The sequence below is a fragment of the Fictibacillus enclensis genome, assembly GCF_030123385.1.
Classification (GTDB): Bacteria; Bacillota; Bacilli; order Bacillales; family Fictibacillaceae; genus Fictibacillus_C; species Fictibacillus_C enclensis.
On sequence record NZ_CP126109.1, the window covers coordinates 2,004,588 to 2,026,056 of the forward strand.

Sequence of the window (21,469 nt, forward strand, 5' to 3'; positions counted from 1 at the left end):
AAATGATTTTTTTATTGATACAGGAGGATGACAATGAATTACAAAGACACATTATTGATGCCAAAAACGGAATTTCCGATGCGGGGAAACCTGCCTCAAAGGGAGCCGCAGGTACAAGAGAAGTGGGAAGAACTGAACATCTATCAAAAGGTTCAGGAACATACAAAAGGGCGTCCTTCGTTTATTCTTCATGACGGACCTCCATATGCAAACGGCGATATCCACGTTGGCCATGCGGAAAATAAAATCTTAAAGGACATCATCGTCCGCTACAAATCAATGAATGGATATAATGCACCTTATGTTCCGGGCTGGGATACCCATGGACTTCCGATTGAAACGGCTTTAACTAAAAGCGGTAAAGTCAAAAGGAAAGAAATGTCGGTCGCGGAGTTCCGCAAAAAATGTGAGGAGTATGCTCTGACACAAGTTGACCGCCAGCGCGGGCAGTTCAAACGCCTTGGCGTGCGCGGTGATTGGGAAAACCCGTATATCACACTGAACAAAGCCTATGAAGCCCGCCAGATCGAGGTTTTTGGCGAGATGGTAAAGAGAGGATTTATCTACAAAGGCTTAAAACCGGTGTATTGGTCACCATCCTCAGAATCTGCTTTGGCTGAAGCTGAGATCGAATATTACGACAAACGGTCTGCCTCCATTTATGTGGCATTTCCGGTAAAAGACGGCAAAGGCGTACTGGATCAGGATGTGAGCATCGTGATCTGGACCACAACACCGTGGACAATTCCTGCAAACCTTGGGATTTCTGTTCACCCTGATCTGGATTATGTAGTTGTAGAGGCAGCAGGAAGAAAGCTTCTTGTCGCCCAGGCACTTCTGGAACAGCTGCAAAAAGAATTGGAGTGGAACGAGGTTTCTGTTCTCCAAACGGTAAAAGGAAAAGAGCTTGAATATGTGGTGGCAAAGCATCCATTCTATGACCGTGATTCACTGGTGATGTGCGGAGAGCATGTAACCACGGATGCGGGTACCGGAGCTGTTCATACTGCACCAGGACACGGGGAGGATGACTTCCTTGTCGGAAAACGATACAACCTGGACGTCCTTTGCCCTGTGGATGACCGCGGAGTCATGACAAAAGAAGCGCCTGGTTTTGAAGGCCTGTTTTATGATGAAGCGAACAAAAACATCACCCAAAAGCTTGAAGAAGCAGGGGCACTGTTGAAATTATCGTTCATTACCCACTCCTATCCGCATGACTGGAGAACAAAGAAACCGGTTATTTTCCGGGCAACTGCTCAATGGTTTGCTTCCATCAAAGGAATGCGAGAAGATATGCTGAATGCGGTAAAAGAAGTAAACTGGATTCCGAACTGGGGAGAAACAAGACTGTTCAACATGATCAAAGACCGTGAAGACTGGTGTATCTCCAGACAGCGTGCATGGGGCGTTCCGATTCCTGTGTTTTACGGTGAAGACGGCGAACCGATTATGACCGAAGAAACGATCAATCATGTGGTGGGCTTGTTCCGTGAGCATGGTTCCAATGTGTGGTTTGAGCGAGATGCAAAAGATCTTCTGCCGGAAGGCTTTACTTCTCCGCACAGTCCGAATGGCCGATTTACGAAAGAAACAGATATTATGGATGTATGGTTTGATTCTGGTTCTTCTCATTGGAGCGTACTTGAGGAACGCAGCGATCTTACCCGTCCTGCTGATCTTTACCTTGAAGGATCTGACCAATATCGCGGATGGTTTAACTCCTCCCTTTCCACCTCAGTGGCGATTACTGGCAAGGCACCGTATAAATCGGTATTGAGCCATGGATTTGTACTCGATGGTGAAGGACGGAAAATGAGTAAGTCCATTGGTAATGTAATGGATCCGATCAAAGTGATGAACCAGCTGGGTGCGGATATTCTCCGTCTTTGGGTTTCATCCGTTGATTACCAGGCAGATGTCAGGGTATCCGACGAAATTCTGAAGCAAGTGGCGGAAGTCTACAGAAAAATCCGTAACACAATGCGCTTCCTGCTTGGCAACCTTAATGGTTTTGATCCAAAAACCAACGCGGTTCCATTTGAAGAGCTGGGACAAATTGATCAGTACATGCTTGTGAAGCTAAACAAACTGATCGACCGCGTCAAAAAATCGTATGATGAGTATCAGTTCCTGGCCGTATACAATGCGATCCATAACTTCTGTACCATCGATCTTTCATCATTCTATCTGGATATTGCAAAAGACACCTTGTACATCCAGGCTGAAGATGACATCAAACGCAGAAGCATTCAAACGGTTCTGTATGAAGCTCTTATGGCCATCACGAAGCTTACGGCTCCAATCCTTACTCACACAGCAGATGAAGTTTGGAAATATATCCCGGGTGTAACAGAGGAAAGCGTACAATTAACAAGTATGCCGGAATCAGTTTCCTATCCTGGTGAAGAAGAGCTCGTCAAGGAGTGGGATCGTTTCATGGATCTTCGGGATGAAGTGCTAAAAGCCCTTGAAGTAGCACGTAATGAGAAAGTGATCGGTAAATCGTTAACCGCTTCGATTACCCTTTATCCATCAGCAGACGTGAAATCCTGGCTTGAGAACGTGGAAGACCTCAATAAATTATTCATCGTTTCAGAAGCGCGCATTGGAGGAACAAAGGACGAAGCACCAGAAGAAGCGGTTCAGTATGATCAGCTTGCTGTCTCCGTTAAGCCCGCTGAAGGTGAAACATGTGAACGCTGCTGGGTCGTATCTCCAGAAGTCGGCACAAATGAAAAGTATCCTACACTTTGCCCGTCTTGTGCAGAGATTGTAGCGAACCATTACGATAAAGAATAGTTTGAACAGAAGCTCCTTCCTTGCGGCCGTGCTTGCGGCTTTGGAGGGAGTTTTTTCTTTTGGCTTCAGCGAAGCTTGCAGATTTTTGTCCTTTACATTGTGCGGATCCTTCTGCATGTGCTAAAATTTGAAAGAAACATACTAAGGAATCGGAGGAAATCGAGTGTTCTATTATATACTGGCCCTTTTCGTACTTGGCCTGGATCAGGTTACAAAATGGATGATCGTGAAGAACATGCATTTTGGAGAAAGCATCACTGTGATTGAAAATGTTTTTTACATTACCTCCCACCGGAACAGAGGGGCAGCCTTCGGTATCCTGCAAAATCAGATGTGGTTTTTTATCATCATTACCATCGCCGTGATTTTTGCAGTGATCTACTACATGCAAAAGCATGCCAAACACCAGCCGCTCTTGCGTCTCGCTTTGGGACTGGTCCTTGGCGGAGCCACAGGGAACTTTTTGGACCGCATCATCCGCAAGGAAGTGGTGGACTTTCTGGATGTTAAAATAGGCAGCTATAACTATCCGATTTTTAATGTAGCAGATTCCGCCCTCGTCATTGGGGTGATTCTGATATTTATACAAACCCTAATGGAAAGCAAGAGTAAAAAGGAGAACATGAATGGAGCACATAGAAGTTAACATTGAAGAAGAGCATCAATCCGAACGGATTGACAAAGTCATTGCGTCCGTTGATCCGGGCTGGTCGCGTTCACAGGTTCAGAACTGGGTAAAAGACGGAAATGTCACCGTCAACGGAAAGCAAATCAAAACCAATTACAAGGTCAGCACAGGAGATGTGGTTTCCATTACGATTCCTGATCCATCGCCACTTGATGTGGTACCGGAAGAAATGGATCTTGATATTGTATATGAAGATCACGATGTACTCGTCGTGAACAAACCAAGAGGAATGGTTGTCCATCCGGCCGCCGGGAACTATACAGGTACGCTCGTAAATGGTCTTATGGCTCACTGCAAAGACCTCTCGGGTATTAATGGCGTACTCCGTCCTGGAATCGTTCACCGTATTGATAAGGATACGACAGGACTCCTTATGGTCGCCAAAAACGATATGGCCCATGAATCACTGGTAAATCAGTTGAAAGCAAAAACAACGAAAAGGAAATACAAAGCGATCGTACATGGTGTCATGCCTCATGATCGCGGAACCATTGATGCACCGATTGGCCGCGATAAGACCGACCGTCAGAAAATGACCGTTACAGATGAAAACAGCAGAGACGCCGTCACTCATTTTAACGTCCTGGAACGGTATGACGGATTTACCCTTGTTGAATGTCAGCTGGAAACGGGAAGAACCCATCAAATCCGTGTGCATATGAAATATATCGGTTTTCCTTTGGCAGGAGATCCGAAATACGGTCCGAAAAAAACACTGGACATCAACGGTCAGGCTCTTCATGCCGGAGTTCTCGGTTTCCAGCATCCAAGACGTGACACTTATATGGAATTTGAAGCACCACTTCCAAAAGACATGGAAGCCCTGCTCGACAAGCTTCGACGAAAAATGGGTTGACAGGACCCATTGGGTCTGCAATAATATAAACAACTGAATGATCCTTTAACGACAGTCCCGTGAGGCTGAGAAGGAAAACGGAATTAGGCTATAGGCCTAACTATGTCCTCTCGTCTATACGGCGAGAGGACTTTTTTGTGTAAACAAAAGGACATTCGCGCAAGATAAGCCATAACCAATTACAGAGTAGGTGAGCAGAACATGCAAAAAGCCGTCATTATGGACGATCAGGCCATCCGCAGGGGATTAACGAGGATCGCCCACGAGATTATCGAAAGGAATAAAGGAATCGATGATGTCGTATTGGTCGGAATCAAAACGCGGGGAGAGTTTTTGGCCAAGCGGCTGGCCGAACGGATCGAGAACATCGAAGGCAAGGCCGTAAAGGTTGGGGACATTGATATCACATTGTATCGTGATGACCTGAAAGTAAAGACGGAAAATCTTGAACCGGAACTAAAAGGAACAGACATCCCGGATATAACCAATCAGAAAGTCATCCTGGTGGATGATGTTCTTTATACGGGCAGAACCGTGAGAGCAGCTATGGATGCCGTTATGGACCTTGGCCGGCCAGCTTCCATTCAACTGGCTGTCCTTATCGACAGAGGGCACAGGGAGCTGCCGATACGGGCAGACTTTGTCGGAAAAAATGTTCCAACTTCTAATACTGAAATCATCACCGCTTCATTGGCGGAAGTGGATGGCACGGACGAAGTATCCATCAACGAAAAATAAATCATGCACATCCCTTTAAAAACGAGTCCAGAGAGACCAGCAAGGGAGGACCGAAACACAGGTGATTCTTCATGACTGTGTCTTCAACCCACCTCCTTATCTGGCATAGGAGGTATTTTTTATGCAAAAAAACATGCACAAACAACAAGAGAACCATGAAAAAAATAACCAAACGGCTGTGCTTGACGTCCGGGATGTCCCGAAGATTCATCAGTGGCTGACCTTGAGCCTGCAGCATTTGTTTGCAATGTTCGGGGCCACAGTGCTTGTGCCTTTCCTTGTAAAGCTCGATCCCGGGGTTGCTCTGGTATCGAGCGGATTGGCAACACTGGCCTACCTTCTCGTAACGAAAGGCCAAATACCGGCGTACTTGGGGTCATCCTTTGCCTTTATCTCCCCGATCATCGCTGTAAAAGCACTCGGAGGCCCGGAAGCTGCAATGCTCGGCAGCTTTCTTGCGGGTCTGGTTTACGGAGCGGTTGCTTTGATTATCAAGACGAGCGGGCTGAAATGGCTTATGAGGATTATGCCGCCAGTCGTTGTTGGGCCAGTAATCATCGTTATTGGGCTGGGCCTTGCGAACACAGCGGTGGGCATGGCCATGAATGATCCGGCAACTAAAGCATACAGCCTGTCACACTTTACGGTGGCATTGTTTACTCTCGCAGTAACCATCGTATGTTCCATGTACTTTAAAGGGATTCTGGGAATTATCCCGATCCTCATCGGCATCATCTCAGGCTATCTGTTTGCTCTATCCAGAGGAATGGTGGACCTTTCCGGTGTCAAAGCCGCAAGCTGGTTTGATACGCCGGAATTCATGTTCCCATTTGTCTCCTACACACCGCATTTTACTTGGTCCATCGCCCTGATCATGATGCCGGTGGCAACCGTAACGATTGCCGAGCATATCGGCCACCAGCTTGTTCTGAGCAAAGTGGTAGGGCGGAACTTTTTGGAGAAGCCGGGTCTGCATCGTTCCATCCTGGGAGACGGTATCGGGGTCATGATTGGTTCCCTTATCGGAGGGCCTCCGGTTACAACGTACGGGGAAAACATCGGAGTACTGGCCATTACAAGGGTATTCTCGGTGTTTGTTATAGGCGGTGCGGCAGTGGCTGCCATCTGCTTCGGTTTCTCCGGCAAGGTGACAGCGCTGATCAGCTCAGTGCCATCCCCGGTCATGGGCGGAGTATCCATCCTGCTGTTTGGGATTATCGCTTCCAGCGGTTTGAGAATGCTGATTGACAATCAGATTGATTTTGGAAACAAGCGAAATCTGATCATTGCATCCGTTATCCTGGTAACCGGAATCGGCGGAGCTGTCCTGCAGTTCACCGAAACTCTTCAGCTTGCCGGCATGGCGCTTGCGACGCTGATTGGAGTGTTTTTGAATCTGGTGCTGCCAGGCAGGGAAAACGACTCAGAACTGCTTAATAAAATGTTTGGCGTTTCAGATAACGATCCAGCTGCATAATGGTCACCTTTTAACTAAGTACGAGAGACTTGAAAGGGTGAATCCGGTTAGGAAGAGGCAATGTAAGCTTCTTTCTGTCCGGCTGCACCCTGACAACTCAAGTCAGGGTGTTTTTTTATAAAAAAATGAAGATTGGAGCTGATCTCATGAAACATTTGCTTACAATGAATGACCTTTCTTTAATGGAAATTGAACAAATATTGCATGATGCCCAAGGTTTTTCCAAGGGCGAAAAATGGAACCCGGCTGAAAAAACCTTTGCCGCTAACTTGTTTTTTGAACCGAGCACAAGAACGCGAATGAGCTTTGAAGTGGCACAAAAGAAATTGGGATTTGAGGTATTAAACCTCGACTGCGGCTTTTCCAGCACTCAAAAAGGTGAAACCTTGTATGACACGGTCAGGACAATGGAGGAAATAGGAGCAAAGGCTGCCGTGATCCGCCACAGCAAAGACCGGTATTTTGAGGAACTGGCTGGAAAAGTAAACATTCCGATCATTAATGCAGGAGACGGATGTGGGAACCATCCGACACAGTCGTTACTTGATTTGCTCACCATCCAACAGGAATTTATCGTTCTTCAGGGTTTGAAAGTAGTCATCGTTGGCGACATCCGGCACAGCCGGGTGGCAAGGTCCAACGCAGAAATCCTGCATAGGCTTGGCGCAAAGGTCTATTTTTCAGGGCCAAGAGAGTGGTACGATACATCGCTTGCAGAAGACCAGTACCTCTCAATGGATGAAGCTTGCGAGATGGCAGATGTGCTGATGATGCTCCGCATCCAGCATGAAAGACACGAATGTAAAAGCGGAATGACATCCGGGCAGTATCATGAGGCCTATGGTTTAACTCCGGCTCGTGAAAAAAGAATGAAGGATCAGGCAATCATCATGCATCCAGCCCCTGTGAACCGGGGCGTAGAGATTGCAGACGAACTGGTGGAATGCGAGAGATCAAGAATCTTCAAGCAGATGAACAATGGTGTAAACGTAAGAATGGCCGTTTTGAAATGGGCGCTTGAAGCAAATTTAAAGGAGGAAACAGCAAATGGGTATCTTGTTAAAGGGTGGTAAGGTTTTAACCGGTGCAAATGAACAGAAGGACCTTGATATTTTGGTAGAAGGCACAAACATTGCAGAGTTGGGGAACGGCCTGCGGGAAGAAGGCCATACCGTCATCGATGTGGCCGGCAAACTCATTACTCCCGGACTTGTTGATCTACATATTCATTTGCGGGAGCCTGGTGGTGAACAAAAGGAAACGATTGAAACAGGAACCAAAGCAGCCGCAAGAGGCGGGTTTACAACAGTCGCAGCAATGCCCAATACGAAGCCGGTGCCCGATAACGTTGAACAGCTTCAATGGGTCAACGAGCGGATCAAGGAAACTGGAGATGTCCGGGTGCTTCCGTATGCTTCGATTACTGTAAGACAGGCTGGAAAAGAACTGACTGACTTTGAAGGATTAAAAAATGCAGGAGCTTTTGCGTTTACTGATGATGGAGTGGGCGTACAGTCAGCAGATATGATGCTGCAGGCCATGCATCTGGCAAAGCAGAATGATGCGGTCATTGTGGCTCACTGTGAGGAAAATACGCTCATCCATAAAGGCTCTGTGCATGAAGGTGTCTTTTCAGAAAAGCACGGTTTAAATGGCATCCCGTCGATATGTGAGGCGGTTCAGATTGCGCGTGATGTGCTTCTGGCAGAAGCGGCAGGCGCACGATATCATGTCTGCCATGTCAGCACCAAGGAATCGGTACGAGTGATAAAAGATGCAAAAGCGGCGGGTATCAAAGTGACAGCAGAAGTTACGCCCCATCATCTGTTGCTTTGTGATGAAGACATTCCCGGGCTCGATACCAATTACAAAATGAATCCTCCGCTCAGAAGCAAGGAGGACCGGCAGGCATTGATTGAGGCCTACCGAACCGGTGTCATAGATTTCCTAGCAACGGATCATGCACCGCACACAAAGGAGGATAAAGACCAGGGGATGGAATTTGCGCCGTTTGGCATCGTGGGACTTGAAACAGCATTCCCGCTTCTGTACACCCACCTTGTTCAAAAGGGAATTTTAACCCTGCAGGAATTGGTAGACGGATTTACAAGCAAACCGTCTGAAGCCTTTGAACTTTCCTTTGGAAAAATTGAAATTGGCGGAATTGCCGATCTGACCGTCATTGATCTTGAGCATGAAGAAAAAATCAATCCTGATAACTTCCTTTCAAAAGGAAAAAATACCCCGTTTGGCGGTTGGAACTGCAAAGGCTGGCCGGTTCTTACAATAGTGGAAGGCAGCATCAAGTATGAGAAGGAGAGTGTTCACGCATGAAAAGGAATCTTGTTTTAGAAGACGGTACTGTATTTGCCGGGACAGGCTTTGGCAGCGAAGAAGAAAGAGATGGCGAGGTTGTATTCAATACCGGAATGACAGGCTATCAGGAAATTTTATCCGACCCGTCTTACTGCGGCCAAATCGTAACTCTGACCTATCCCCTCATCGGTAACTATGGCGTAAACCGCCAGGATTTTGAATCGATTTCTCCCGCTGTCCACGGATTGATTGTGCATGAGGCGTGCTCAATGCCAAGCCACTATCAGTCGCTCGGAACGCTGGATGAACTGCTGAAAGCAAAGAACATTCCCGGACTCAAAGGGATTGATACAAGAAAACTGACACGTCTCATCCGTAAGCATGGAACACTGAAGGGCAAGCTGGTTGCAGGAGATGCTGACATTACAGCTGTAGTAGAAGAACTAAAGTCTTCACCGCTTCGTATGGACCAGGTGAAAACAGTATCCACACAAACGCCTTATCATTTGCCGAATACAGGAAAACGAGTGGTGGTTGTAGATTATGGCGCAAAAAGCGGCATTTTGCGGGAATTGTCCCGCCGGAACTGCGATGTCATTGTGGTACCCCACAACACCACAGCTTCGGAAATTCTGCTTTTAAATCCGGACGGCATCTTGTTAAGCAATGGACCTGGGGATCCAAAGGATGTTCCCGAAGCACTTCCAATGATCAAAACTATGCTGGAGGAAAATATTCCGCTGTTTGGAATCTGCCTGGGGCACCAGCTGTTTGCACTGGCACACGGTGCGAATACGGAAAAACTGAAGTTCGGACACAGAGGGTCCAACCACCCGGTCAAGGATCTTGCAACCGGAAAAATAACAATGACGGCCCAGAACCATGGGTATACCGTGCGGACGGAATCTCTTGCGCATACAGAGCTTGAACTGACACATGTCGCTGTGAATGACGGAACGGCTGAAGGGCTCGGGCATAAAACAAAGCCTGCGTTCTCTGTCCAATACCATCCGGAAGCATCACCTGGGCCAATGGACGCAAATCCGCTGTTTGAAAAGTTCATGAATATGATGGAAACTGCCAAGGAAAAGGGGAATCAACTATGCCTAAACGCTTAGATATTAAAAAAATACTAGTCATCGGATCCGGTCCTATCGTGATCGGACAAGCAGCAGAATTTGATTATGCCGGTACTCAGGCATGCCAGGCACTGAAGGAAGAAGGCTATGAGGTGATTCTGGTCAACTCCAACCCCGCTACTATCATGACGGATACTACGATGGCTGATAAAGTGTTTATCGAACCGCTTACGGTACCATTTGTCAGCCGAATCATCCGCCAGGAGCGCCCGGACGGTGTTCTTGCCACGCTTGGCGGGCAGACAGGACTTAACCTTGCCGTGGAACTATCCGAAAGCGGCATTCTTGAAGAATGCGGCGTGGAATTGCTGGGAACCACTCTTGCCAGCATACAGCAGGCAGAGGATCGTGAACTTTTCAGAGGGCTGATGAATGAATTGAATGAGCCGGTTCCTGAAAGTGAAATCATTCGTAACCTGGATGAAGCAAAAGCCTTTACCGCAGAAATCGGATATCCGGTCATCATCCGCCCGGCGTTCACTCTTGGTGGAACGGGCGGAGGAATTGCCAGCAATGAAGAAGAGCTGAACGAAATCGTTACAAGCGGTTTGCATGCAAGCCCGGTGCACCAAGTGCTGCTCGAAAAGAGCATTGCCGGCTTTAAAGAAATTGAATATGAAGTGATGCGTGACAGCAATGACACTTCCATCGTGGTTTGTAACATGGAAAACATCGATCCTGTTGGCATCCATACAGGTGATTCGATTGTTGTGGCACCAAGCCAGACACTGAGCGACAGAGATTATCAGCTTCTGAGAAACGCTTCCCTTAAAATCATCCGCGCCCTGAAGATTGAAGGTGGCTGTAACGTTCAATTGGCGCTTGATCCGGACAGCAGCAACTATTACATCATTGAAGTAAATCCAAGGGTGAGCCGGTCATCTGCGCTTGCTTCCAAAGCAACCGGGTATCCAATCGCCAAGATTGCCGCAAAAATTGCGGTGGGCTATACACTGGATGAAATTAAAAATCCGGTAACAGGTTCCACTTATGCTAGCTTTGAACCGACGCTTGATTATATCGTAACCAAAATTCCGCGCTGGCCATTTGACAAATTCGAAGGAGCCAACCGCAAACTTGGCACGCAAATGAAAGCCACAGGCGAAGTGATGGCGATTGGACGAAATCTGGAAGAATCCCTTTTAAAGGCGGTCCGGTCACTTGAAACCAAATGCTATCATCTTGAACTTGACCGGCCAAAGCAATCACGAGAAGAGCTGATTCCAGCTCTCACGGATGCAGATGATGAAAGAATCTATCATGTGGCACAGGCGTTCAGAATTGGAATGACCGTACAGGAAATCTGGGAACTAACCAAAATTGATGTATTCTTCCTTGAAAAGATCAAGGGAATCATCGATCTCGAACAAAATCTGCGCAACAATGTAGGAGACATAAAGCTGCTCAAAACTGCAAAAGAAAAAGGGTTCAGCGATATTTGGCTTGCCAAGGCGTGGAACATGTCCGAGAAAGAAATGTATACCCTTCGTACAAATGAAGGAATCCGGCCGGTTTATAAAATGGTGGACACGTGCGCTGCCGAGTTTGAATCGGAAACACCATACTACTACGGCACCTATGCCGAGGAAAATGAATCCCTTCTGACGGAAAGAGAAAGTGTGCTGGTACTCGGTTCCGGCCCGATCCGCATCGGACAGGGAATTGAGTTTGACTATGCAACGGTGCATACGGTATGGGCGATTAAAGAAGCAGGCTATGAAGCGATTATTATCAACAATAACCCGGAAACCGTTTCTACGGATTTTAGCACATCAGACAAACTGTATTTTGAACCGCTGACGGTTGAAGATGTCATGCATGTGATTGACCAGGAAAAACCTAAAGGGGTCATCGTGCAATTTGGCGGGCAAACGGCGATTAACCTGGCAGAAGCTCTTCATGACCGCGGAGTGGTCATTTTAGGAACATCCCTCGACAGCATGGACCGTGCAGAAGACCGTGACCGGTTTGAACAGGCGATGCAGTCGCTGAATATTCCTCAGCCAGACGGAGCTACGGCCTTCTCGGTGAAAGAGGCCCAGCTGATTGCAGAAAGGATCGGCTATCCGGTTCTGGTGCGTCCTTCGTATGTACTGGGTGGAAGAGCCATGGAAATCGTTTATAAAGAAAAGGAACTTCTTCAGTACATGGAAAATGCGGTCAGGGTGAATCCGGAGCATCCGGTACTGATCGACCGGTATATTGAAGGAAAAGAAGTGGAAGTTGACGCGATTTCTGATGGTAAAGATGTGTTTATTCCTGGCATCATGGAGCACATTGAGCGAGCTGGCGTCCACTCCGGCGACTCGATTGCCGTCTATCCGCCACAGCGTCTTACATCCGGGCAAAAAGAAAAGATCATTGACCGTACCATTTCAATGGCACGCGGACTGGGCATTGTCGGATTGTTGAACATTCAGTTTGTTCTGCACAAAGATGAAGTGTACGTATTAGAAGTAAACCCTCGTTCGAGCCGAACTGTGCCATTCTTAAGCAAAATCACAGGAATTCCGATGGCTAATCTTGCGACTAAAGTGATCCTGGGAACTCCACTGAGTGAAATGGGCTATTCTACTGGATATGCACCAGAACAAGAGGAAGTATTCGTTAAGGTGCCGGTTTTCTCCTTTGCGAAGCTGCGCAGAGTGGATACCTACCTGAGCCCGGAAATGAAATCAACCGGAGAGGTAATGGGAAGAGATACAACGCTGCAAAAAGCGCTTTACAAGGGGCTTGTGGCTTCGGGAATGAAAATACCAACCTATGGAACGGTGTTGTTCACAGTTGCTGACAAGGACAAGCCGGAGGCGCTGCGTCTCATGAAGCGTTTCTATGAGATTGGCTATACGATTATGGCCACAGAAGGTACTGCCAACTACCTGAAAGAACAACAGATCCCGGTCACAGTCGTTCATAAGATTGGCAGCAAGGAACGAAACCTCCTGGATGTCATCCGCCAGGGAGAAGCACAATTTGTGGTAAACACATTAACAAAAGGAAAAGTACCGGCGCGCGACGGTTTCCGCATCCGAAGGGAATCCTCTGAAAACGGAGTTGTTTGCCTGACAAGTCTTGACACCGCTGAAGCACTGCTTGGGGTGCTGGAGTCTCTTACCTTTACAGCGAGACAAATGCCGGCTTTTGAAAAGGATCGTGTTCTTGTATGAAAAAAGAATTCGTACAGGTGATTTCTCAAAAGGAAATCGCACATCAAATTTTTGAACTGAAAGTGCAGGGGGAAGTCATTGCCGAAATGACCTCTCCCGGTCAGTTTGTCCACCTACGGGTCAGTGACAGTTTTCAGCCGCTCCTGCGAAGGCCGATTTCCATCTGTGATGTTGATGTGGGAAGCAAGACATTAACGATGCTGTACCGCAAAGAAGGGGCAGGTACAGCGCTGCTCAGCCAAAAAAGAGAGGGAGAAACGGTCGATCTTCTCGGACCGCTTGGAAACGGTTTTCCTCTGGATACATTGTCTGCTGGACAAACGGCACTGCTTGTTGGCGGAGGAATCGGCGTTCCTCCGTTGTACTATCTGGCAAAACAGCTTAAGAGACGCGGTATGAATATTGTATCGGTATTAGGATTTCAGTCGGAGCAAGACGCGTTCTACAATGAAAAGTTCGCTGAGCTGGGGGAAGTTTTTATTTCCACAGTCGATGGATCACTTGGAACCAATGGGTTTGTCACTGATGTACTGAAAAATGAGGATATAAATTATGACCTGCTGTACTCATGTGGGCCGACGGTTATGCTGAAAGCCCTGGAAGCGCAGATTCCGGATGCGAAGGGATTCTTTTCTCTGGAAGAACGAATGGGCTGTGGCATTGGGGCATGTTTTGCCTGCGTCTGCCATGTAAATGGCGGAGCACCTTCGGACTATGTGAAAATCTGCAGCAATGGACCGGTATTTCCGATCGGGAGGGTGGCACTATGAACAAACTGTCTGTAAGCTTGCCGGGATTAGAGATGAAAAATCCAATCATGCCCGCATCCGGCTGTTTCGGTTTTGGAAAAGAATATGCGGAGTTTTATGATCTGTCAGTGCTCGGGGCAGCGGCTATCAAAGCGGCAACACGGGAACCCAGGTTTGGCAATCCCACACCAAGGGTGGCAGAAACCCACAGCGGAATGCTCAACGCCATCGGTCTGCAAAATCCTGGTGTGGACCAGATCATGGAAAACGAACTTCCGCATCTTCAATCGTATGACCTGCCGATTGTCGCCAATATCGCGGGATCAACCGAAGAAGATTATTGTGAAGTCGCCCGCAAGATTTCTCTGCATCCCCAGGTTTCAGTTCTGGAGCTGAACATCTCTTGTCCGAACGTAAAAGAAGGCGGAATTCAGTTTGGAACAGACGCGGCGACGGCAGCCGCGCTTACAAAGAAAGTAAAAGCTGTTTCAGCCAAGCCGGTTTATGTAAAGCTGTCACCAAACGTTTCAAATATTACGGAGATGGCGCTTGCGGTAGAAGAGGCTGGTGCAGATGGCCTTTCCATGATTAATACATTGCTCGGCATGCGAATTGACTTAAAAACACGCAAACCGGTGATTGCCAATAAAACCGGCGGCCTGTCCGGCCCTGCCATCAAACCGGTAGCCATCCGCATGATCCATGAAGTCAGCCAGGCGGTCTCCATTCCCATCATTGGCATGGGGGGAGTAAGCTCGGCTGAAGATGTGATTGAATTTATGCTTGCCGGCGCTTCTGCGGTGGCCATCGGTACTGCAAACTTTGTTGACCCTTATATTTGCCCGGAAATCATTTCCCGGTTGCCGGAGCTATTGGAAAGAATGAACGTTAACCATATCACTGAACTTATTGGAGGGAGCTGGAAGGAATGCGGAACCCCGTCATTATCGCGCTAGATTTTCCCGGCAAAAAGGAAGTCAAAGCATTTATTGATCCTTTTGTAAAACAAAAGGTTGATCCTTTTGTGAAAGAAAAGGTCGATCCTTTTTTGAAGGAAACGGTAGAACAACAACAAATATGGGTTAAAGTTGGAATGGAATTGTACTACCAGGAAGGCCCTCAGCTCATCTCCTTTTTAAAAGAAAAAGGTTTCCGTATTTTCCTTGATCTAAAGCTTCATGACATCCCGACGACTGTTCAAAAAGCGATGAACCGCATTGCAGGGCTTGGTGTGGATATGGTCAATGTGCATGCGGCAGGAGGTACCGAAATGATGAAACGGGCCATTGAGGGGCTTAATTCGGGAAGCCCTGGGGCTAGGCGGCCATTGTGCATCGCGGTCACTCAGTTGACCAGCACCTCACAGGAAATGCTGCAAAGTGAGCTTTTGATCAAGGAATCGATGGAATCCACGGTAAGCCATTATGCTTATCTGGCTAAAGAAAGCGGGCTTGACGGAGTCGTTTGTTCGCCGCTGGAAGTGCCTCACATGAAGGCTGTCTGCGGTGAAGACTTTTTAGCGGTAACACCGGGAATCCGTCTCTCAGGCGACAATAAGAATGATCAGATCAGAACGGCTGATCCTGCTGGAGCAAAAAAGCTGGGATCAGATTTTATTGTGGTCGGCAGAAGCATTACCGGATCAGCCAATCCATTAGAAACTTACATGACGATACAAAAAGAATGGGGGATTTTTCATGAAACAACAAATTGCTAAAGACTTGCTTTCCATCAAAGCGGTCACACTTTCTGTCGAAGAGCCGTATACCTGGTCGTCAGGACTTCGGTCTCCCATTTATTGCGATAACCGTTTAACCTTGTCTCACCCGGAAGTCCGCAATCATATTGCAGAAGGACTGGAAAACCTCGTACTTGAACACTTTCCACAGGCGGAAATGATTTCTGGAACGGCAACCGCTGGCATTCCGCATGCGGCATTGCTTGCAGACAGGCTGAATCTTCCGATGAGCTATGTAAGAAGCAGTGCAAAATCCCATGGTAAAGGCAAACAAATTGAAGGAAAAGCGGAGCCGGGAATGAATGTGGTAGTTGTGGAAGATTTGATTTCAACCGGTGGAAGCGTCATTACGGCGGTAAACGCGTTAAGAGAAGCAGGCTGCAACGTCCTCGGAGTGGTCGCCGTGTTCTCCTATGAACTTTCAAAAGGCGCCGCCAATCTGAAAGAGCACGAAATAAGGGTGCAAACTCTAACCGATTTTAGTACATTAATAGAAACGGCCTCACAAGAAGGCTATATTACAAAGGATAACCTATCGCACTTGCTGCAGTGGAAAGAAGATCCGGAAAACTGGCTGCAGAAGGCGTAACGGTAAAATGGAAGGAGCGCTTCTGATTGAGAAAAATGAATGGGGAAGAATTTGATGAACTGGTCTCTTTTTTTGACAGTATGGCCAGAACGGAGTGGCTTTCAGGGGTTCACGATACACTTAAAGAAAAAACAGGTTCCTGGCAGAGAAAAAACGTGCTAGATGTGGGCTGCGGAACGGGAAGACTGCTGCTCCGGGGAGCAGATGAAGCCGCCAAGCTGACGGGAATCGACCTTTCCTCCGAAATGGTAAAAGCCAGTATTCAGAATTTCTTTTTTCACAATCGAAGCGAAAAGAGCGAATTTGTGGTGGGGGATGCCTGTGATCTGCCCTTTGATGATGCCTCCTTCGATTTGACGCTATCGACCTGTGTCATGTTTTTGCTTCCTGAACCTGAACTGGGAATCAAAGAAATGATTCGTGTTCTGAAGTCCGGTGGGACGATCGGGATGCTGAATCCGTCAGAAAAGATGAACCAAAAAGAAGCGTTCCAGTATTGCAAAGACCACCAGATCAGCGGGTTTGAACAAACAGCTATGCTGAAATGGGCCAATGTATCAACAAGAAGGCACCGTTACTCCTCCCGTGAGCTCACTGCTCTCCTGGAGAAGAATGGCCTTTCTGATGTGGAGCATCATGAAGTGCTGGCCGGTCTGGCTATCGTCACCATCGCAAAAAAATAGCCGGGAGCTTATGCTCCCGGCTATTTTTTTAATTTCATTAGTTGATCCTGATCCGGTGTCACATATAACGTTTGCTGCTGATCATAAATGACAAAGCCCGGCTTGGCGCCTGACGGCTTTTTCACATGCCGTATGAGCGTGTAATCAACAGGGACAGAACCGGAATGTTTGGCTTTGCTGAAATAAGCAGCGAGTCCGGCAGCTTCAAGAAGAGTCGTCTCACTTACATCCTCACCCTTTATGACCACATGGGATCCTGGAATATCCTTCGTGTGGAGCCATGTTTCATTCTGGCGGGAGGCTTTAAATGTCAAATAATCATTTTGCTTATTATTCTTGCCAACAAGAATGGTTGTTCCATCCGAAGATTGATAGGTTTCAAGGACTGGCTTGTCGTTTTTTTTGGATTTTTGAACTTTTCTTCTTCTAACATATCCCTGTTCCTCAAGTTCCTCACGAATGCCGGCCACGTCCCTTACGGAGGCTGATTCCATTTGCTGGATCAGACTTTCAAAATAGGCCAGCTCTTCATACGTCTTCTCCAACTGCTCCTCAATATAAGCTACAGAGCTTTTGAGTTTGTTATATTTTTTAAAATACTGTTGAGCATTTTCCGACGGGCCTTTTTGCGGATCCAGCGGAATGGTAATCATCGGCTGATCTTCTTCGTAATAGTTGGCGACTTCAATCTCCTTTTGGCCTTTTTTTACCATATAAAGATGGGCGGTCAACAGTTCACCCAGAACCTTGAACCTGTCCGCTTTCTCGGTATCCGCAAGCGAGGCGTTGAGCTTCTTCACCTTTTTGCCGAGCTTGTTATATTCGTTGTGCAGAAGCTTTTCAAGATCGGCAGCCTGTTGTTTCACTCTGTCCCGCTCGGCTTTGCCATAATAAAAACGGTCGAGCAGCTCTCCTGTGGATGAAAATTCCTTTTTCTCGCCATCCAGATGGGTAAGGGCCACCACGGAAAAATACTCTTTTCCCAGTGAAACAACCATTTGCGGAGAGTAGTTGTGGTGATTCACTTCCTCCATCATCTTGATAAAGGCATCGGAAAGAGCTTCTTTTGTTGATAATCCCGCACGGTGAATGATTTCCTTGCCAAGAAGGGGGGACAGTCCGCTGTACAGCTGGACGATCTGCCGGTCAATTTTGCCTTCGTTCCACTGGATTTTCCGGGTGAAACCCTCGGATGTTTCCGTGAGAGGAGAATGTTTTTCCTGTGGGGGCGGGGCAATATATTTCTGCCCGGGCAGCAGAGTGCGGTACCGGTTCAGAGAAGGCGGTATATGCTTGATGCAGTCCGAAATCAATCCTGTTTTGTCATCTACAAGAATGATGTTGCTGTGCCTGCCCATGATTTCAATAATGAGTGTTTTATAGGCGATATCACCAATTTCGTCCCTGTTTTTTACTTTAATATGAATAATCCGTTCCAGATCCACCTGTTCGATCGATTCGATCACTGATCCTTCCATATGCTTTCTAAGCAGCATGCAGAACATAGGAGGGATGGCGGGATTGTCATAGGATTGTTCCGTCAATTGAACCCTGCTGAAGGAGGGATTGGCGGAGACCAGCAGCTTATGATTTCTTCCGCCGGCTCTTACGGTAAACAGCAAATCGGTTTTATCAGGCTGATAGATTTTTGTGATTTTACCGGATTGAAGTTTATTCTTGATTTCGTGGGAAACTGCGCGTGTTGCAATTCCGTCAAAACTCATAATCTCACCTCTGTTTCTCTCCATAATAGTATAGCATTATTGCGGACATGCCTGCATATAAATGGCTATATACGTTACAAGGCAGAGGTGGAGAAATGAATTGGTATGAACTTTCGAAGGAAGAGGTTGAACGGTTGACCGGGAGCAATCTGGAGACCGGGCTGAGCGAAAAGGATAGTCAGAAGAAGCTCAAGACGGCAGGCTATAATCAGTTGCAGGAAGGGAAAAAGCCGTCCGCACTTCTCGTTTTCTTTGCTCAGTTTAAAGATTTTATGGTTCTTGTGCTGCTGGCAGCCACGCTCCTTTCCGGATTGCTTGGGGAGTATTTGGATGCCATCGCGATTATCCTCATTGTTATCATGAACGGGATTTTGGGATTCATTCAGGAACGGAAGGCGGAAAAGTCGCTCAGTGCTCTTCGGGAATTATCGGCACCTTCCGCCATGGTTATGAGGAACGGCAGTTGGAGCCCAATTTCGGCGAAAGAACTGGTGCCTGGAGATCTCGTGAGATTGTCAGCGGGAGACAGGGTGGGTGCGGACATCCGGATGATTTCAGCCAAAGGATTATATATTGAGGAATCGGCGCTGACAGGTGAGTCTATTCCAGTTCAAAAAAAACCGGAAGCCATCCGGGGCACCGGTCTCGCGCTTGGCGACCAAAGCAATATGGCTTTTATGGGCACCATGGCTACACGCGGCAGCGGGACAGGCATTGTGATTGCAACAGGCATGAACACGGAAATGGGGAAAATCGCCCATTTGATTCAAAATGCAGATGCGCTTGCCACCCCTTTGCAATTGAAGCTCGAGCAGCTTGGAAAAGTTTTGATCGGACTTGCCCTGCTTCTGACAGTTCTGGTTGTCTTGACCGGTGTTTACAGAGGACATGATTTATACAGCATGGTGCTTGCAGGAGTATCACTGGCCGTTGCCGCTATTCCCGAAGGCTTGCCAGCCATCGTCACTATTGCGCTTGCCCTTGGCGTACAGAAAATGATCAAGCGGAGAGCCATTGTCCGCAAGCTTCCATCCGTGGAAACATTGGGCTGCGCAACGGTAATCTGCTCGGATAAAACCGGTACACTTACACAAAACAAGATGACAGTTACTCATTTGTGGAGTGAGGGTATAACATGGAACGTAACAGGAAGCGGCTATGATACAGAAGGAGATTTTTTAAGAAACGGACAAAAAACAAGAGTGGATCAGCATGATGGGCTGCTTCAGCTGCTTTCATACGGGGTCATCTGCAACAACGCGGAGCTACAGGACAGCGGGAGAATCATGGGTGACCCAACAGAAGCTGCTTTACTGATCAGTGCGGCCAAGGCCGGATTGGCCAAAGAAACGATGCTCGATGCACTTGAAATAATAGACGAAGTTCCCTTTGATTCCACAAGAAAAATGATGAGTGTGATTGTGAGGAATACTAACGGGGAAACGTTTTTAATCGCTAAAGGAGCACCTGATGTATTGCTCGAGAAAAGTGACTATGTGCTTTGGGATGGCCGGCGCCAGCTACTGAAACAAAATCATACCGAACAGGTTAAAGAAGCGATCATGGGCCTTGGCAGCCAGGCGCTCCGGACCATCGCGGTTGCTTATAAACCGATCCTGGGCAAGGACGGCCCCGTGTCCGGTTCATCCTATGAAAATCATCTGACATTTGTCGGGCTGCAAGGAATGATTGACCCGCCGAGAGAGGAAGTGAAAGAGAGCATTGAACGGTGCCATGAGGCGGGTATCAAGACGGTCATGATTACAGGAGATCACGCGGTGACGGCGAGTGCCATTGCCAGACAGCTTAACATTCTTCCCTCCGGAGGAAAAGTCGTTGACGGTGCGGCACTGTCGCTCATGTCTGAGGATGATCTCGTCCGGGAAGCAGAAAATATTTATGTTTACGCCCGCGTTTCTCCGGAACACAAGCTCAAAATCGTGAAAGCACTCCAAAAAAGAGGGCACATTGTGGCAATGACCGGCGATGGAGTAAATGATGCACCTGCGATTAAATCTGCCAATATCGGCATCGCGATGGGAATCACCGGAACTGACGTGGCCAAAGAAGCATCCTCTCTTGTGTTGAGCGATGACAATTTTGCAACGATCCGGGCAGCGATCGAAGAAGGCAGAAACATCTATGAAAATATCAGGAAGTTCATCCGCTACCTCCTGGCTTCCAATGTCGGAGAAATTCTTGTGATGCTGTTTGCCATGATACTTTCCATGCCAATGCCGCTCGTTCCCATTCAGATCCTTTGGGTCAATCTCGTGACAGACGGCTTGCCTGCGATGGCACTCGGCATTGATCCGGCGGAGGATAATGTCATGAAGCGGGCGCCAAGAAAACCAAACGAAGGGATTTTTTCAAGGGGCTTGGGCTGGAAGATTATTTCCCGTGGGTTCATGATTGGCGCAGTCACCATACTGGCATTTTGGACGGCGTTGAACGAGCATCCCGATCAGCTTATGAAAGCCCAGACCGTGGCTTTTTGTACGCTCGTTATGGCCCAGCTCATTCATGTGTTTGACTGCCGGAGCGAGCGGTCGGTGCTTCACCGGAATCCGTTTGGCAACATCGCCCTTGTACTGGCTGTGCTGTCCTCTGTCGCCCTTCTTCTTGTCGTCATGTATATCGGGCCGCTGCAGGGAATTTTTCACACGGTACCACTGTCGTTCCGTGATTGGCTTCTTGTCATGGGAATGGCGGCCATACCGACTTTTGCCCTTACAGGGTTTCAAGCTTTCAAAAAACTGTAGGCAAAGAGCTGAAAGTGATAAGAACAGTAAACCTGTTTTTA

16 protein-coding genes are annotated in these 21,469 nt (G+C 47.7%); 15 read left to right on the forward strand and 1 reads right to left on the reverse strand.

All coding sequences use genetic code 11. The annotated features are described in order from the left end of the window. Nucleotides 1-33: 33 nt before the first annotated feature. The 14 genes from ileS (at nt 34) to QNH15_RS10815 (ending at nt 16,942) form a co-directional block, all read left to right on the forward strand. Complete coding sequence (gene ileS / locus QNH15_RS10750) at nt 34-2,802, forward strand: isoleucine--tRNA ligase (RefSeq protein WP_283894603.1); 2,769 nt, start codon at nt 34-36, stop codon at nt 2,800-2,802. Between the two features lie 163 nt (nt 2,803-2,965). Further along, entirely contained in the window at nt 2,966-3,448 is a 483-nt protein-coding gene (gene lspA / locus QNH15_RS10755; RefSeq protein ID WP_061969295.1) for a signal peptidase II, read from the forward strand. Beyond that, nucleotides 3,429-4,346 carry an RluA family pseudouridine synthase gene (locus QNH15_RS10760; RefSeq protein ID WP_061969297.1) on the forward strand — a complete coding sequence of 306 codons (918 nt, stop codon included), beginning with the start codon at nt 3,429-3,431 and terminating at the stop codon, nt 4,344-4,346. The genes lspA and QNH15_RS10760 overlap by 20 nt, the downstream gene beginning before the upstream one ends. Before the next feature lie 201 nt (nt 4,347-4,547). Further along, nucleotides 4,548-5,084, forward strand: a complete 537-nt coding sequence (gene pyrR / locus QNH15_RS10765) for a bifunctional pyr operon transcriptional regulator/uracil phosphoribosyltransferase PyrR (protein WP_283894604.1) — start codon at nt 4,548-4,550, stop codon at nt 5,082-5,084. A gap of 133 nt (nt 5,085-5,217) precedes the next feature. Continuing rightward, on the forward strand, nt 5,218-6,561 hold the full coding sequence (locus tag QNH15_RS10770; RefSeq protein WP_425590596.1) for a solute carrier family 23 protein: 1,344 nt from the start codon (nt 5,218-5,220) through the stop codon (nt 6,559-6,561). 146 nt (nt 6,562-6,707) lie between these two features. Then, nucleotides 6,708-7,634: an aspartate carbamoyltransferase catalytic subunit gene (locus tag QNH15_RS10775; protein WP_283894608.1), complete on the forward strand. Its 927-nt coding sequence runs from the start codon at nt 6,708-6,710 to the stop codon at nt 7,632-7,634. Next, on the forward strand, nt 7,609-8,895 hold the full coding sequence (gene pyrC, locus QNH15_RS10780) for a dihydroorotase (protein WP_283894610.1): 1,287 nt from the start codon (nt 7,609-7,611) through the stop codon (nt 8,893-8,895). The genes QNH15_RS10775 and pyrC overlap by 26 nt, the downstream gene beginning before the upstream one ends. Then, the gene (locus QNH15_RS10785) at nt 8,892-9,995 is read left to right on the forward strand and encodes a carbamoyl phosphate synthase small subunit (protein WP_283894612.1); all 1,104 of its coding nucleotides are present in this window, start codon (nt 8,892-8,894) and stop codon (nt 9,993-9,995) included. Before pyrC ends, QNH15_RS10785 begins: the two co-directional genes overlap by 4 nt. Next, on the forward strand, nt 9,980-13,183 hold the full coding sequence (gene carB / locus QNH15_RS10790) for a carbamoyl-phosphate synthase large subunit (protein ID WP_283894614.1): 3,204 nt from the start codon (nt 9,980-9,982) through the stop codon (nt 13,181-13,183). Before QNH15_RS10785 ends, carB begins: the two co-directional genes overlap by 16 nt. Continuing rightward, nucleotides 13,180-13,953 (forward strand): dihydroorotate dehydrogenase electron transfer subunit, encoded by a 774-nt coding sequence (locus QNH15_RS10795; protein ID WP_283894616.1) that lies wholly within the window; start codon nt 13,180-13,182, stop codon nt 13,951-13,953. The genes carB and QNH15_RS10795 overlap by 4 nt, the downstream gene beginning before the upstream one ends. After that, nucleotides 13,950-14,888 carry a dihydroorotate dehydrogenase gene (locus tag QNH15_RS10800; protein WP_283894617.1) on the forward strand — a complete coding sequence of 313 codons (939 nt, stop codon included), beginning with the start codon at nt 13,950-13,952 and terminating at the stop codon, nt 14,886-14,888. The genes QNH15_RS10795 and QNH15_RS10800 overlap by 4 nt, the downstream gene beginning before the upstream one ends. Next, on the forward strand, nt 14,861-15,649 hold the full coding sequence (gene pyrF / locus QNH15_RS10805) for an orotidine-5'-phosphate decarboxylase (protein ID WP_283894618.1): 789 nt from the start codon (nt 14,861-14,863) through the stop codon (nt 15,647-15,649). The genes QNH15_RS10800 and pyrF overlap by 28 nt, the downstream gene beginning before the upstream one ends. Beyond that, the gene (pyrE, locus tag QNH15_RS10810; RefSeq protein WP_061969316.1) at nt 15,630-16,259 is read left to right on the forward strand and encodes an orotate phosphoribosyltransferase; all 630 of its coding nucleotides are present in this window, start codon (nt 15,630-15,632) and stop codon (nt 16,257-16,259) included. The genes pyrF and pyrE overlap by 20 nt, the downstream gene beginning before the upstream one ends. A 35-nt stretch (nt 16,260-16,294) precedes the next feature. Next, nucleotides 16,295-16,942, forward strand: a complete 648-nt coding sequence (locus tag QNH15_RS10815) for a class I SAM-dependent methyltransferase (RefSeq protein ID WP_283895529.1) — start codon at nt 16,295-16,297, stop codon at nt 16,940-16,942. A gap of 20 nt (nt 16,943-16,962) precedes the next feature. Here the strand turns inward: QNH15_RS10815 and QNH15_RS10820 are convergent, their stop codons facing one another. Further along, entirely contained in the window at nt 16,963-18,666 is a 1,704-nt protein-coding gene (locus QNH15_RS10820; RefSeq protein WP_283894621.1) for an Rqc2 family fibronectin-binding protein, read from the reverse strand. 95 nt (nt 18,667-18,761) lie between these two features. Between QNH15_RS10820 and QNH15_RS10825 the strand changes: the two genes are divergently transcribed. Then, entirely contained in the window at nt 18,762-21,428 is a 2,667-nt protein-coding gene (locus QNH15_RS10825; protein ID WP_283894622.1) for a calcium-translocating P-type ATPase, SERCA-type, read from the forward strand. Nucleotides 21,429-21,469 lie beyond the last annotated feature (41 nt).